The organism is Candidatus Villigracilis saccharophilus (genome assembly GCF_016711665.1).
Map to the genome: position 1 here is coordinate 39215 of NZ_JADJSO010000062.1, position 15180 is coordinate 54394.

The 15180-nt window shown below is 52.1% G+C and carries 14 protein-coding genes and 1 tRNA gene; 10 read left to right on the forward strand and 5 right to left on the reverse strand.

The window, feature by feature from the left end; genetic code table 11:
- Positions 1–56 precede the first annotated feature (56 nt).
- From IPL17_RS19645 to IPL17_RS19655, 3 genes are all read right to left on the reverse strand, one after another.
- The gene (locus tag IPL17_RS19645) at positions 57–935 is read right to left on the reverse strand and encodes a GNAT family N-acetyltransferase (RefSeq protein WP_345308781.1); all 879 of its coding nucleotides are present in this window, start codon (positions 933–935) and stop codon (positions 57–59) included.
- A 2-nt stretch (positions 936–937) separates the two neighbouring features.
- Complete coding sequence (locus tag IPL17_RS19650) at positions 938–1891, reverse strand: NAD-dependent epimerase/dehydratase family protein (protein ID WP_345308782.1); 954 nt, start codon at positions 1889–1891, stop codon at positions 938–940.
- A 120-nt stretch (positions 1892–2011) separates the two neighbouring features.
- Positions 2012–2085: transfer RNA gene (locus tag IPL17_RS19655), tRNA-Val, on the reverse strand.
- Positions 2086–2176: 91 nt separating this feature from the next.
- On the opposite strand from IPL17_RS19655, the gene IPL17_RS19660 reads away from it, so the two are divergent.
- The 5 genes from IPL17_RS19660 to IPL17_RS19680 all read left to right on the forward strand — a co-directional run bounded on the left by IPL17_RS19660 (position 2177) and on the right by IPL17_RS19680 (position 7473).
- Entirely contained in the window at positions 2177–2596 is a 420-nt protein-coding gene (locus IPL17_RS19660; RefSeq protein WP_345308783.1) for a hypothetical protein, read from the forward strand.
- Between the two features lie 118 nt (positions 2597–2714).
- A complete protein-coding gene (gene folP, locus IPL17_RS19665; protein ID WP_345308784.1) occupies positions 2715–3605 on the forward strand; it encodes a dihydropteroate synthase in 891 nt (296 codons plus the stop codon).
- Between the two features lie 2 nt (positions 3606–3607).
- Positions 3608–4939 (forward strand): hypothetical protein, encoded by a 1332-nt coding sequence (locus tag IPL17_RS19670; RefSeq protein WP_345308785.1) that lies wholly within the window; start codon positions 3608–3610, stop codon positions 4937–4939.
- Positions 4940–4978: 39 nt separating this feature from the next.
- Positions 4979–6001: a transglycosylase domain-containing protein gene (locus tag IPL17_RS19675; RefSeq protein ID WP_345308786.1), complete on the forward strand. Its 1023-nt coding sequence runs from the start codon at positions 4979–4981 to the stop codon at positions 5999–6001.
- Complete coding sequence (locus IPL17_RS19680; protein ID WP_345308817.1) at positions 5989–7473, forward strand: penicillin-binding transpeptidase domain-containing protein; 1485 nt, start codon at positions 5989–5991, stop codon at positions 7471–7473. Before IPL17_RS19675 ends, IPL17_RS19680 begins: the two co-directional genes overlap by 13 nt.
- Before the next feature lie 56 nt (positions 7474–7529).
- Here IPL17_RS19680 and pfkA read toward each other — a convergent pair whose 3' ends face one another.
- Both pfkA and IPL17_RS19690 read right to left on the reverse strand, forming a co-directional pair.
- Positions 7530–8504 carry a 6-phosphofructokinase gene (pfkA, locus tag IPL17_RS19685; RefSeq protein WP_345308787.1) on the reverse strand — a complete coding sequence of 325 codons (975 nt, stop codon included), beginning with the start codon at positions 8502–8504 and terminating at the stop codon, positions 7530–7532.
- A gap of 1 nt (position 8505) precedes the next feature.
- Positions 8506–9426, reverse strand: coding sequence for a ribonuclease Z (locus tag IPL17_RS19690; RefSeq protein ID WP_345308788.1), 921 nt, complete (start codon positions 9424–9426; stop codon positions 8506–8508).
- Between the two features lie 277 nt (positions 9427–9703).
- Between IPL17_RS19690 and IPL17_RS19695 the strand changes: the two genes are divergently transcribed.
- From IPL17_RS19695 to IPL17_RS19715, 5 genes are all read left to right on the forward strand, one after another.
- Positions 9704–12031 carry a DNA translocase FtsK 4TM domain-containing protein gene (locus IPL17_RS19695; RefSeq protein ID WP_345308789.1) on the forward strand — a complete coding sequence of 776 codons (2328 nt, stop codon included), beginning with the start codon at positions 9704–9706 and terminating at the stop codon, positions 12029–12031.
- A 98-nt stretch (positions 12032–12129) separates the two neighbouring features.
- Positions 12130–12528: a cobalamin B12-binding domain-containing protein gene (locus IPL17_RS19700; RefSeq protein ID WP_345308790.1), complete on the forward strand. Its 399-nt coding sequence runs from the start codon at positions 12130–12132 to the stop codon at positions 12526–12528.
- Between the two features lie 70 nt (positions 12529–12598).
- Positions 12599–13606 (forward strand): methylmalonyl Co-A mutase-associated GTPase MeaB, encoded by a 1008-nt coding sequence (gene meaB, locus IPL17_RS19705; RefSeq protein ID WP_345308791.1) that lies wholly within the window; start codon positions 12599–12601, stop codon positions 13604–13606.
- Positions 13603–14157, forward strand: a complete 555-nt coding sequence (locus IPL17_RS19710; RefSeq protein ID WP_345308792.1) for a GNAT family protein — start codon at positions 13603–13605, stop codon at positions 14155–14157. Before meaB ends, IPL17_RS19710 begins: the two co-directional genes overlap by 4 nt.
- Positions 14158–15147, forward strand: coding sequence for a ribose-phosphate diphosphokinase (locus IPL17_RS19715; RefSeq protein WP_345308793.1), 990 nt, complete (start codon positions 14158–14160; stop codon positions 15145–15147).
- Positions 15148–15180 lie beyond the last annotated feature (33 nt).

The following is a 15180-nucleotide window of genomic DNA, read 5'->3' on the forward strand; positions in this document are numbered from 1 at the left end:
TAACAATGAAACGCCCCAACGGGCGTTTCAACTTTTATGAACGATCTTCTCCGAGTCTATTCAAATTCATCAAGCGTGCTTTCACCGTGAGTTAATACATATAGCCCGCGCGGATCGCCTTCGTTCTTATCAAAGATAAAATCGGTGACGATATATGCTTTTGCAAAGGCGGTTTCAAAAAGCTCACGGGTAAAGAATCTCCAATCACGGGCAAGCGCAAAATCCTTCGATTTGAGCAAGAGGAAATCGCCAGGGATCTCTGCCAAGAGCAGGCGCTCTTCAAAGGGAGGGACGTGCTCAGGCGGGTATGACAGCATATCGGACGAAGTGTGAAGCGAATAAAATGGACGCAGACCCGACCGTGCAACGTGGTGCAGCTTAAGGGTTGGGCGCGGGCGCTTGCTGAGTCTGCTTTCCACACGGGGAGTGTTGATCCACCAATCCAATTGAAAGCGGTCGGAGGGAAGTCCGGCATTGAGTCCATCGCGCATATCGCCATACTCTGAGCGGCGGTAGGTGATACAGACCGCCCCAAGTTTCGCTATATTGAGATAAGCATTGCGGCTGAGCAGGGGATCATACGTCCATGTGATGTGATCAAGGTTTTGGTGGCGTACCATTTGCCATTGCGCGCGCTTGAGCGCAAAGCCGATCCCTTCATCACGATGATCGGGATGAATTCCCATCATGTGCGAGCAATGTTTGGGGCGCGGACCATCAGGAGTGGATTCGATTCCTGGAAATCCAAACACAAAGCCGGCGAGTATTTCATCAATAAATGCGCCAAGGACAAGTCCGCCATTATGCACAGCGGTGATGAGCATATGCAAAGGAACCACGTCCGTTTCGGAGCCGGGCCAAACTGCGCGTTGAAGCTCCTCCACAAGCCTCATTTCTTCAGGTGTTTCGATCAGGCGAATTTGAATATTGGTCATATTTAGCGAGAGCGTAGGGATGAAATTCTTTCCGTGATCATACTCCAAGCCTGTTGATACCACGGCCTGCGGATCAGGTAATCAAGGCGATAGGAAAACCGCGCAGGCATCAAACCAAAAATACGCGGGAGTGAATCGATCGCGCAGGTGCGGTTCACGGCAAAATAATCGAGCCAGAATGAAGAGATCGGAAAATTCGGTATCACCCCTTCAAGGAACACGGTCAAGCCACGCAAGGTGAGTGGTGATAGCGGAACAAGCAAGCGCCGCCGATGGGTGACATCCATGATGATCTCGACGATCTGCTGTAACGTGAAAAATTCAGTCCCGCCAAGCTCGTACACCTTATTAAGCGTGTCATTATTTTCAAGAGACCATACCATGCAAGTCACCAGGTCTTCAACCCAAAGTGGCTGAACGACCGTCCGACGGCCATTCGTGATCGGGAATACCCCAATCGATGTCCGAATGATCCGCGCAAGATTATTGGTGAAATGATCCTCAGCGCCATACACCATTGAAGTCCGCAGGACCGTATACGGGACCTTTCCGTTACGGATATGTTCTTCAGCGATGCCCTTTGCCCTAAAAGCCGGATATGCAGAGGAAGGCGCTGCGCCAATATGACTGAGATACAAGATCCGGTCCACACCTGCGTCTGATGCCGCCCCGACAAGATTTTCTGTGCCTTGAATATCCGCCTTTAAGAGATCCCCGCGGCTGCCCTGGTTTTCCGCGCTTGCCAGGTGGATGACAGTATCAACATCGCGCAGCGCAGCGCGTAGACCACGCACATCTGCCAAGGACACCACGGCCACTTCAACGGGCACGCCCTTTGGTAAGCGCGGCGTACGCGGCGAAGGGCGGATCAGCGTCCGCAGCGGGTACCCAATGGATGAAAGTTGGCGCACAAGTGTACGTCCGATAAAACCTGTTGCGCCGGTGATAAGGATCATAAAAGGATTATAGCAGAGGAAAAATTTTGAATTAAAAGAAAAAATCCCGCCAAAGCAGGATTTAGTGGGCGCTGACGTGAAACGCTCGAACCCCTGATTTACAACTCTCCGAAAAAAAGGTGGGCGCTGAGGGACTCGAACCCCCGACCCCCTCGGTGTAAACGAGGTGCTCTAACCAACTGAGCTAAGCGCCCGGGTGAACCGCATTATAGCATGTGATTCCAAAAAATGAAAAATAATTTTATGCCTGCGTTATAATCATAGTATAAATACAGGAGAGAACCCATGACTGAATCCAAACCTTTAAACTGGTCCCCCGCCGCCGATGTCGGCTATTCTGTGATCCGCCGCGGCGATGGCGGCATGACCTTGACATTCACCGATCTGTCAGACGCCACCCTCAAGCACTGGCATGAATTTGCTCTCGAGCACTTGCTGGAAGCAGACCGCCGCACCCGCAACCTGTATGACCTGCGCGCCGTGAAGCAGATCCCTGAAAAAGCCGTGCGCATGGCAGTGGATGCGAACAGCGACCCTTCCGCGCGCAACATCCGCGTGGCTGTGGTGGTTGCGGATCAATCCGTCGCGGATGCGGTACGAAACGTGGCTGCCGGATCATTGCCAGAAGCAGCCTCCGCCATGAAGATCTTTACTGACATTAATCAGGCCGAAGCCTGGCTGGCGCGTCCTCTGGATCAGATATAGCATGAAACATGTCGTTGCGAGGAGCGCAGCGACGGAGCAACCTTTTGGTAATCTCGAGGTTGCTTAGGATGGAAGAACACCCTCGCCTTTTGAGGCTCGTCGCAACGACATAACTTACATGAAATCCACTTCTCTGCAGATCGGGAGTTTTACATTCAACTGGGGTTCCCGCACGTATGTGATGGGGATCTTGAATGTGACTCCCGATAGTTTTTCCGGGGACGGTATCATTGCAAAAGGAGATGCCGTCGAGACTGCTATCGAGCAGGCGAAGAATTTCCTGGCAAACGGCGCCGATATTTTGGATGTGGGCGGAGAGTCAACACGACCCGGCTCTGCTCCAGTCAATGCTGATGAGGAAATGGAACGTGTGATTCCTGTCATTCACGCACTGAACAAAAATTTTCCCGAAGCAATTATTTCAATTGATACATACAAAGCAAAAGTCGCCGAAGAAGCGGTTCATGCAGGCGCGCATATTATTAATGATGTCTGGGGGCTGCGCGCGGATGATGACCTTGCGTTGGTGGCGGCAAAATATAAAACACCGGTCATCCTGATGCACAATCGCAGCAACCCCGCCAGCGTGGAAGTCCGCGAGAAATTTGGGAATGCTTATATCGGCGCGGGATATGAAAATTTAATTGCGGATGTAAAACGTGAACTCATGGATAGCGCGGCGCTGGCGCGAAGAGCCGGGATTGCTGAGTCGCATATTGTTCTGGACCCAGGTGTCGGCTTTGGAAAGACGCGCGAACACAATCTTGAGTTGATCAATCGGCTGGGCGAGATCCGCGAGTTGGGATATCCCATTTTGCTGGGGACATCCCGCAAATCATTCATAGGATTTACTCTGGATCTGCCCGCAGACCAGCGGGTGGAAGGCACAGCCGCGACAGTTGCGGTGGGCATCGCGCGCGGCGCGGATATCATCCGCGTGCATGATGTGAAAGAAATGGCGCGTGTTGCAAAAATGACAGACGCGATCGTCAGGAGCGCCGCGAAATAAAAATGGAAGAATACAGCAAGGAACTTCTCCGCTCTGGAATTATTGAAGCCAAGACAGGCAATCATGAAACCGCCCGCCGTTATCTTGACCGCGCCATTTATATGACCAGTTCGCATGATGTGCTGGCTGAAGCCTGGTATTGGATGGGGGAAGTCACAGCCAATCCTGTCGAAAAAAGAAAAGCCCTGGAAAATTGTCTTTCGCATGACCTGAGACATGCGCGGGCGCGCCGCGCATTGGCGATCCTCGATGGGAAACTCAAAGCCGATGAAGTGATCAATCCCGATAAGATGCCCGCTGTGTCTGAAGGATCGCGCCAGGCAAATGCGGATCGCTTCATGTGTCCCAAATGCGGCGGACGTATGGCGTTCGCGCCGGACGGTCAAACCCTTGTTTGCGATTATTGCTCACGCAATCAGGGTTTTGACACGCATACCAAAGAGGCGGACGAAAAAGATTTCATCATCGCGATGGCCACCTCGCGCGGACATGGCAAGCCGCTGCAGGAACTGGTTTTTCATTGTAACGGGTGCGGCGCTGAATTCATTTTGCCGCCGAAGCAGATCTCGGCTTCATGCGTGTATTGCGATTCTCCGCATGTGGTCAGCCTTGAAAAGACAAAAGACCTGCTCGCGCCGGATGGGATCATCCCGCACGCTTTCACACAGAAAAAAGCCACGCAGCTTTTGGTCAACTGGGTCGAGAGTAACCATATCAACCCTGAAAAAAGAGTGGAACTGCCGCGCGGGCTTTATCTTCCAATGTGGACCTTTGACATTGGCGGCGTCATTGATTACACAGGAGAAATGATCGAACAGGATGAACAGTTATTCAAGCGCGGCGGCGAGAAAAAGATCACCCGTATCACTGACCAGTATCCCATCATGGTGGATGACCTTCCGTTTCCCGCCTCGCGAAAGCTGTCTGCTGTTTTCTTGAAATTGATCCCCGCTTTTGACCTCAAGACCACCAAGCCGTATGATCCGCGCTTCCTTGCAAGCTGGCCCGCGGAGATCTATGATGTGCCGATGGCTGATGCTTCACTGGATGCGCGCAGTCAGGTCTATGCACGATATAAAGACAAACTTCCTTACATGATCAGCGGCATGAACATTGTGCACACTTCATCTCAAAACCTGGCTGTGGAGTCTTTCAAATTAAATTTGATGCCTGTGTGGATGACCGAACTTCCCTTTGACGGGCGCGAGCATTTGGTGTTGATCAACGGTCAAAGCGGATTGGTGGCGAGTGATGTCCCCGATAACTCACAAACACAAGAAGAGGCTGGAACTGGCGGACTACTTAATTTCCTTTCGGATCTTTTGAACGACTAAAAGTCGCGCTTGAAGCGCGACCTACGCTAAAATAGAGGCATGCCCTCCATCCTTCCAGTTCTACGCACACGCCGTGACAGGCGAATCGCAAAACAGCGTATATCATCCAACCGCACGCGCGGTACTTTGTTTAGTTTGGGGATCCTTCTTTCTCTTTTTCTCGCGGCATTCATTATTATTGGTGCGTATGCGTACGCAGATATTACCCAGGACCTCCCATCCATTGACATCTTACCGCGACTGCTGAACCCACCTGACGGGCTTTTACTCCAACCGACACGCATCTATGACCGCACAGGCGCGGAGTTGATTTTCACATTTTCGCCAACGGACGATTCGCGAACGCGGCGATACATTCCCATCAACGCTAAAAATCCACAACACATTCCCGCGACATTAATTGATGCGGCGGCCGCCGTCGCCGATCCTCAATTTTGGTCTCATCCCGGGTTTACCGTTCAGGGATATAACGACCCCGATTCACATCCCACCATTGCACAAAAACTTGTCAACGAGTTAATTATTTATAACGAAGCGCCAACATTTAGGCGCGCCATCCGCGAGCGTATTCTGGCCGCGCAGATCACAGCCCGCTTTGGGCGCGCGCAGGTGATGGAGTGGTATCTCAACAGCGCGAACTTTGGCAGCTATGCTTTCGGTGTGGATGCTGCCTCTCAATTTTATTTTAGCAAATCACCTGAAGAGCTTACTTTAGTCGAATCCGCCATTCTTGCGGCGACAAGTGAAACCCCTGCTTTGAATCCGCTGGATGCGCCGCAGCAGGCATTGGAACGTGGACGAGATTTGATCTTGACTCTGAAATTAAGCAACACCGAGATGATCGCCGCGCTGGCAGAGACCCCAACCTTCGAGTCCGCGCCTCGGTCTCACCCGAAACTGCCCCGGCTTTCGTCAACATGGTCTTGTCCCAACTCGATTCGCAAATCCCGCGCGAGCGGGTTGAGCGCGGCGGGTTTAACATCATTACCACGCTCGATTATGACCTACAGATCCAAGCCGCGTGTACAACGAAAGTATACGCAACCCGCATGGCCGGATTAACTGAATCTGAAAGTGACTGCGAATCTGCAAGATTATTGCCATCCCTTCCTCCCGCCGTCACACTGGCAGATTCATCCGCGAGCGCGTTGATCCTTGACCCGAACAATGGCCAGGTGCTGGCGTTGGTCGGGGAGACAAACCAAGGCGTGGAAACCCCGCTCGTCAGCGCGCACCAGCCCGGGTCCAGTTTGGATGCGTTCATCTATTTGACAGGATTCACCCGCGGCTTGAGTCCAGCTTCATTAACATGGGATATTCCCACAGAAGGATTTTCTCAAAACTTTGACCGCAAGTATCACGGACCCGTACGCCTGCGGATCGCACTGGCAAACGATTATCAAGTACCTGCGCAGGCATTGAAGGCGCAAATGGGCATTGAGAACGTGACCAACATTGCGTCATCATTTGGAATCGATTTGATCGAAAATATTTCCATGCTGAAACTTGCAGGGGCATATGGTGTGTTTGGTAAACAGGGAATTTATTTCGGTCAGACTGTGCGTGATGAATTTTTACCTGTGACCGTTCTGCGCGTGGAGAGTGTGGACCACGCGGTTTTGTTGGATTGGTCATTGCCGCAAGCCAAGCCAGTGTTAACATCCGCGCTGGCGTATTTGATGACAAATATATTGAGCGATGAAACCGCACGCGGCGGATCGAATCCACTTGAGATCGGGCGTCCCGTGGGGGTAAAGGTTGGGCAAACATCAAATGGGCAGGATGCGTGGGTGGTTGGCTATACCCCCTCCCATGTAGTGGTCACATGGACCGGCGTGCATGACGAGAATGAGCTTGTTTCGCCAAAATTTCCATCGGTATTATGGAATGCATTGATGCAGTTGGCTTCAGGGAATTCCCCCGCTGACGGTTGGGCCAAACCGCAAGGGGTCTCTACAATAACTGTGTGTGATCCTTCCGGAATGCTGCCAACCAGTGAATGCCCGAATTTGGTAAGCGAGGTTTTCCTGAACGGAAGTGAACCGATCCAGGCGGATAATTTATTCAACGAGTTCGATATCAACCGCGAGACAGGTCTGCTCGCCACTGTGTTCACTCCGCCTGAATTAATTGAGAAACGTGTGTATATGCTTGTCCCGGAAAACGCGCGCGATTGGGCTTTGGGGGAAGGGTTTGAGATCCCACCTACCATGTACGACGCCATTCAAGCACCGCCAGTGAATCCCATCGCCAATATCATTTCTCCGGAATTATTTGCAGATGTGAACGGCGCTGTGAAAATAATCGGGACAGCCTCGGGCGACGACTTTTCATATTATCGTGTGCAGGTGGGCAAGGGGTTGAATCCACAGGAATGGATTCAACTGGGGAGTGATGTAAATACTCCCATAGAAAATGCTGTTCTGGCTGAGTGGGATACAAAAGGATTAATTGGACTATATGCGATTCAGCTGCAAGTAGTACGCGCAGATCAGAGAGTGGATACGGCTGTGATTCAAGTAACCATTAAATAGAAAAGCCGCCAAGATTTTCCATCTTAACGGCTGAAACTTTTGAATCTGCAACGGTCCTATCTAGCCAGCACCTTCGCCATGCGATAGTACTCCATGTTGACCTTGCGTTTGTTGGTGATCACATCCACCAGCGGAATAAATTCCACCCCCTTGCCTTTAAGTCCGGCCATCACGCCGTGCTTATCATCCATCAAGGCTTCCACGGCTTTTACACCCATGCGTGAGGCCAGCAGGCGGTCATACGCGGTCGGCGAACCTCCACGTTGAATATGACCAAGGATCGTCATACGCGTCTTGAAGCCTACATCCAGGTCATCAATGCGTGCCGCAAGCTCGGTTGTACTGATATTGGAACCTTCCGCGTTGATAATGATGGCATGTGTCTTGCCGCGTTTGTAGGCTTGTTCGACCGCCATGGCCACCTCATCAGCGGTAATGGATACTTCGGGGATCAAGGCCACTTCCGCGCCGCAGACAATGGCCGCCATCACTGCAAGATAGCCGCTGTTGCGTCCCATTGTTTCGACCAGGAACGCGCGTTGATGCGATGACGCGGTATCGCGCAATTTGTCGACAGCTTCCATAATGGTGTTCATGGCGGTATCCGTGCCAATGGCGATGTTCGTTCCCCAGATATCGTTATCAATGCTGCCAGGGATACCAACAACCTTGACACCCTGTTGTGAAAGCGCGTGCGCACCGTTCATTGAGCCTTCACCACCGATCACAATCAACCCGTTGATGCCGGCTTCATTCATCTTGCGGATCGCATCGCGCTGGCCGGTTGGCTCCATAAAGCGCTTGCTTCGGCTGGTGAGAAGGATCGTCCCGCCGCGCTGTAAAATACCGCCGACAGAGCGTTCATTCATATTACGGAATTCACCATTGATCAAACCTTCGTAACCATTTTGAATCCCGATCACTTCCATGTCGTTCGTCAACGCGGTACGCACCACGGCACGGATGGCCGCGTTCATACCCGGCGCATCGCCGCCCGAGGTCAATACCCCGATCTTTAATTTTTCTGGCATCTTAAATTTCTCTCTTTATTTGATAGGTGTCAAAATCACGCGCCACAGCCACATTTGGAAAAACGGATTGCGCTTCAGCGATCACATCTTTTTCACGGTAGCGGCGCGAAATATGCGTAAGGATCAGCTTCTTAACCCCGGCTTTTGTGGCTAGTTCCGCACCCATGCGCGCGGTGAGATGAGAGAACTGCTTCGCCATATCCGCTTCTTCATCCAGGTACGTGGACTCGATCACGAGACCGTCCGCGTCCTTGCAGACCTCGATCAGGTTATCTATCCGACCGGCATCGCCCACCACGACAAATTTACTGCCCTTTTCCCAGTCACCCAGCACATCATCGGGGGTGATTTGTTTTCCATCAGCGAGTATGATCTCATTGCCGGCAACCAGTTGTCCGCGTTCGGGACCGAACGGTACGCCAAGCGCATCTGCTTTTTGTGAAAGGAATGGACGGCGCGCCTTCTCTTCAAAGACATAGCCCAAACAATCCGGTCCGCGGTGCGTGACAGAAAAAGCGGTCACTGTGAAATCATCCGTTTCAAAGATGACACCGGGTTTGATCTCTTTTAAGATCAGCGGCATGGGAGGCTGATTACCACGCAGGACAACGTCATAAAGAAGTGTCTGTACGCGCTCGAGCGTACTGCGCCCGCCGTAGATCGTAAGCTCATCGATCGATTCCCAGCGCAGGAGCGTAGACAGCAGTCCGCCCAGCCCAAGGATGTGGTCAAGATGTCCGTGCGTTAATAACACGCGCGTCAGCCGTTTAAAGCCAATGCCCGACTGCAGGATCTGTCTTTGGGTGCCTTCGCCGCAATCAATGAGGAAACGATATTCGTTATGAGAAACGATCTGCCCCGAAAGCCCGCGCTTTGCAGACGGCGCGGAAGCGGATGTGCCAAGAAATAGGATTTCGAACAATGGGTTAGTCCTTACAACTATTAACGATTCTCGATATAGATCATGTCGCTGCGAGGCGGTCCTGTTCTTATCCGACACTTACACCTGCGGTGCAGGTGAGCAGCCTCTCATGGGGGGAGATTGCTTCATCCCGATAAGAGCATTCGGGATGGTATCGGGAAGAGCAAGCACCCTCCTGGCAACGACATAATGAAACAATTGTACCTTAAAGGAAACAGACCATCAGTGCTATAATCTTTTTGACCTTCCAAATTTCAGCCTTCATCCTTTTATCTTCATGCCTCTTTTAAAACCCTCCACTCCTCCCAAGAAAAATACAAAACCTGCCGGCAAAATCCTTCCCTCAAAAAAGGGGGATGTGTCGCAGAACAAACCCGCGTCAAAAAGCAGAAAAACGCCGCCACTACAGACTCCCCCGCCCCCCGCTTTTTCGTGGTGGAATACTCTTTCCGCTGAACGCAAACTCGATGTAGTCGGCATCATCCTGACATTCATCGGCGCAATTATTCTTTTGGGGTTGATCTCAGCAAACCGATCCCCGCTCATTGGCGGGGCGATTCAATTCCTTTTGCAAATCTTTGGCTGGGGCGCGTACATCCTGCCGATCGGACTGCTCATCTTTGGGCTGTGGCTTGTCCTCCGAAAGATCGAGCGCATCCCCCCGCTTTCGCTTGAACGCGCCTCCGGCAGCGTGCTCCTTTATCTTTGGCTGCTCACCGTATTGCATTCATTTGTCGCCACCGCAGAAACTGCGGAAGCCGTGGCGCTAACCGGCAATGGGGGCGGCGCTTTGGGCGGTCTCTTCCAACGCGCACTCTGGTCAGGTCTGGGGGCAGGTGGAACCTATGTGGCACTGCTCGCATGGCTGGTCATTGGGATCGCGGTCACCCTTGATAAACCCGTGCAGGAATTATTCTTCTGGTTGACGCCATTAAAGGATACGCTGCAAAAATGGTTGAACAAACCGATCGCGCCGCGCGCTTCAAGCAGCCCCGAACCTGAACCTGTTTCAACAGAGGAATTCACCCCGATAGATTCATCTGCCATGCCCGTCATGGAACAAGCGGCTGCCAACAGCATCCAACCCACACGAACAAGCAGCGGACCAAGTGTGATCCAATGGAAATTACCAAGCGTCAGCGATATCCTGGACGCAGGCAGTGCGCCCGCCATCAATGAAGATTTTATTCAACAGCGCGCACGATTAATTGAGGAGACACTTGCATCTTTTGGTGCGCCGGCCCAGGTGGTTGCAATCAGCCGCGGACCATCCATCACGCAGTTCGGAGTGGAACCGCTATTCCTTGAGACCAGAGGCGGAGTCCGCACCAAGGTGCGCGTCAGCAAGATCGCTTCCTTATCCGATGATCTTGCGCTCGCATTGGCCGCGCCGCGCATCCGCATTCAAGCGCCTGTGCCCGGACATAGCTATGTGGGCATCGAAGTGCCAAATGAAGAAATGGCGATGGTGGCGCTGCGTGATATTCTGGAAAGCGATATTTACAAACGCAATACCAAGCCGTTGAATTTTGGCCTGGGACGCGACGTGGCTGGACTTCCAATAATCGCCAGCCTGGAAGGGATGCCGCACATGCTGATCGCTGGCACGACCGGTTCCGGTAAATCAGTGTGTGTGAATTCCATTCTCACCTGTTTGCTTTTGTTCAACACACCAGATGATCTGCGCATTGTTCTGGTGGACCCCAAACGCGTGGAGCTGACAGGCTACAACGGGATCCCGCATTTGCTTGGTCCAGTTGTTGTGGAAATGGACCGCGTTATCGGCGCATTGCAATGGATGACACGCGAAATGGACAAGCGGTACCACATGTTTGCCCAGATTGGTTCGCGCAACATCATTGACTACAATGCAAAAATGAAATTAAAGGGGCAAAAGAAATTGCCATATCTTGTCATCATCATTGACGAGCTGGCTGACTTAATGATGATCGCACCGGATGAAACTGAAAAGACCATTACGCGTCTTGCGCAGTTATCACGCGCCACCGGTATTCATATGATCCTCGCGACCCAGCGCCCATCCGTGGATGTGGTCACAGGACTGATCAAAGCGAACTTCCCCGCGCGTATTGCCTTTGCCGTTGCGTCCAATACAGACAGCCGTGTGATCCTCGACCAGCCCGGTGCGGAAAGATTGCTCGGGCGCGGTGACATGCTTTATCAAGCGCCAGACGCGCCTTCTGCCGCGCGATTGCAAGGTGTATTCGTCTCAGACCATGAGATCCAGGGTCTGGTAGAGTTCTGGAGAACACAGGCTGGCGGGTCGAGCGCATATGCGGTGGCCGGCACTCCCGCGGACGCCGTGCCAACCGGCGTTCCATTAAAGCAGACCGAATTATGGGATGAAGGCGCAAAATCAGATAATGATCCGCTCTTTGATGATGCTGTGGATATTGTCCGCAAGGAAGGACGCGCATCCGTCTCCATGCTGCAAAGAAGAATGCGCATCGGCTACACACGCGCTTCCCGTATCGTGGATATGATGGAAGATAAAAAGATCGTTGGCCCGCCGGAAGGCGGAACACAAATGCGACCGGTTCTGGATTATGGTCAGACCGCGCCGCCAAAAGATGATGGAATGTAAAAAGTGAAAGGATTGCGAAATGCAATCCTTTCACTTTTATCAGATATGGCGATTGTGATACATAGTATAATTTTGAACATCATTCCCTCGGAGGAAATATGACCGATAAGAAGATACGTGTATTGGTGGCCAAGCCCGGTTTGGATGGACATGACCGCGGCGCAAAAGTTGTGGCGCGCGCATTGCGCGACGCCGGCATGGAAGTGATCTACACCGGTCTGCGCCAGACCCCGGAAATGATCGCCGAAGCCGCGCTTCAAGAGGATGTGGATGTGGTCGGGCTTTCCATTCTCTCCGGCGCACACATGGCATTAACTCCGCGTGTAATGGAATTACTGAAAGCCAATGGACAAACACATGTTAAGGTTTTCATTGGGGGTATTATCCCGGATGAAGACCTTATTCGCTTAAAAGAATTGGGAGTGGCAGGCGTCTTTGGCCCTGGCGCCTCCACCGAAGACATCATTCGTGATGTCCGAACAGCAGTTGAAGCATAAACTTACGGTCAAAAACACAGAGATTTCACTGCTCTGTGTTTTTGTTGTGGATATTGAAGAATAGATTTTCATGAATTACTCCCAGTCAGTACTCAATGGTGACCGACTTTCATTGGCACGCTTGCTTACCCAGGTGGAGAATGACTCCCCCGAAAGCCGCGCCGCTCTGATCGAATTATTCCCACATACCGGCAAGGCACATTTGATCGGTGTGACAGGCGCGCCCGGGACCGGCAAATCATCGCTGGTGAATCAACTGGCATTACATTTTCGCAAAATTCAAAACAAGCGCGTGGCGATCATCGCAGTTGACCCTTCCAGTCCTTTCACAGGCGGAGCGGTACTGGGTGACCGTGTGCGCATGCGCGATCTTTCCGGTGACACCGGCGTGTTCATCCGCTCCATGGCGACGCGCGGTTCGTTGGGCGGGCTGGCACAGTCCACAGCAAACATGTCCCAGGTGTTTGACGCGGCCGGGTTTGATATTGTTATTATTGAAACGGTCGGCGCAGGGCAGAGCGAAGTGGATGTGGCGCGCCTCGCGCATACAACTCTCGTTGTGGAAGCGCCCGGCCTTGGCGATGACATCCAGGCCATCAAAGCCGGCATTCTGGAGGTTGCGGATATTCTTGTGATAAATAAATCAGACCGCCCCGGTGTGGAGAATACCGAGAAGGCATTGAAGTCCATGCTGGATCTGGCACACCCGACCGAGCGAGTCTTTCAACATCACGGTCAAATCATGCGGACAGCTGCCCCGAAACAAGATTCGCTGTCTGCGCCGATGTGGATTCCGCCCATCTTGCGGACGGTAGCCACAGAAGGCAAGGGGATTGCGGAACTGGCAGAGTCCATTGCGGGACATGTGGCGCACTTAACTCACAGCGGAGATTGGGCCGTTCGGGACCGCGCCAGGCTCGAGGTCGAATTGGATGCGCTGATCCGTGAGACTCTGGTTAACCGTTTTAGGGAAAATGTTCCCCAAAAACAGGTCGATGATGCGCTTGAGCGCATCATCCAAAGAGAACTTTCACCGTGGGAAGCGGTCAAGTCGTTAATGAACGGAGGGTACAAGTGAGCACAATTTATGGTGACCGTGTACGTTTGCGCGCGGTGGAACATGATGATGTTAAATATTTTTTTGAGTGGGTAAATGATCCGGAGGTAACCCGCGGTCTTGCCATGTACCTGCCGATGTCCATGAGCGATGAAGAAAACTGGTTCGCATCACTTGCAAAACGCGACCAAAAGGAAAAACCTCTTGCGATAGAAATACGCAAAGGCAAGACATGGAAGTTGATCGGTGATTGTGGGGTGTTTGATTTCGACGCGGTGAATAGTTGTGCCGAGCTTGGGATCTTGATCGGCGATAAATCAGAATGGAACAAGGGCTATGGGTCCGAAGTCATGTCCCTGCTGGTGCGCCATTGTTTTGAAACATTGAACCTGAACCGCGCGTTTTTACGGGTCTATACTGATAATATCCGCGCTGTGCGTTCTTATGAAAAAGCCGGCTTTATACTTGAAGGCCGCCTGCGTGAGGCTGTGTATAAATTTGGAAAATACGATGACGTTTTGATCATGAGTGTGTTACGCTCTGAGTGGATGTCTCGAAAGAAGGAGCTTTAAATGCGTCATGTTCATCACGACCTGAAAGTGTATGGTGGAATAAAACTTTTTGTTGGCACCGGCTCACCCGAGCTTGGTCAAAAAATAGCTGATTATCTCGATCAACCGGTCAGCGAGCGTGAAGTGATCGAGTTCCCGAACGAAAACCTGTTCGTAAAACTGCACGGTAGTGTGCGTGGACAGGATGTGTATGTGATCCAAAGTACGTCAGCTCCCGTCCATCGAAACTTGATGGAACTGCTGATCATGATCCAAACCCTGCGTTTGGATTCCGCAGCCCGTATCACAGCGGTCGTGCCTTATTTGTGCTATGGCCGTTCCGATAAGAAAGACCAACCGCGCGTACCCATTACCGCTCGCCTGGTTGCGGATATGCTCGAAGTCGCCGGTGCCGACCGTTACATGACCCTTGATCCGCACGCCGGGCAGGTGCAGGGATTTTTCTCGATTCCCGGCGATGTCCTGACCGCATCACATTTATTGGTGGATCACATCAACAAAAACCTTCGCCCCCAAATGAAGGATCCTGTGGTCGTTTCAGTGGATCTCGGCTTTGCGAAAAAGGGCCGCAACTACGCCGCGGACATGGATATGCCGATCGCCTTCATTGAAAAGCGGCGTATTGGAAATGACGCGAATACCGAAGCGCTGACATTGATCGGCGATGTAAAAGACCGTGATGTGATCATTGTTGATGATGAAGTGGACACCGGTGGTTCCATTTCACAGGCTGTGAATGTTGTCATACAGAATGGAGCGCGCGACGTTTATCTCGCATTCGTCCATGCCATTCTCTCCAGAAATGGAGCGGAACGACTGGCTTCCCTTCCCATCAAACATATCGTCACTACTGATTCCGCGCCGCTCACCGCAGATAAACTCAAGAAACTGGAAGGCCGCCTGACCGTACTCTCTGTTGCACCGCTGTTAGGAGAGGTGATCAAGCGTGCTCATGAAGGCCGTTCGGTGGGCGAGATGTTCAACGAATAGAATTCCCGTTTGAATGTTGAAGAGTTTTAAATT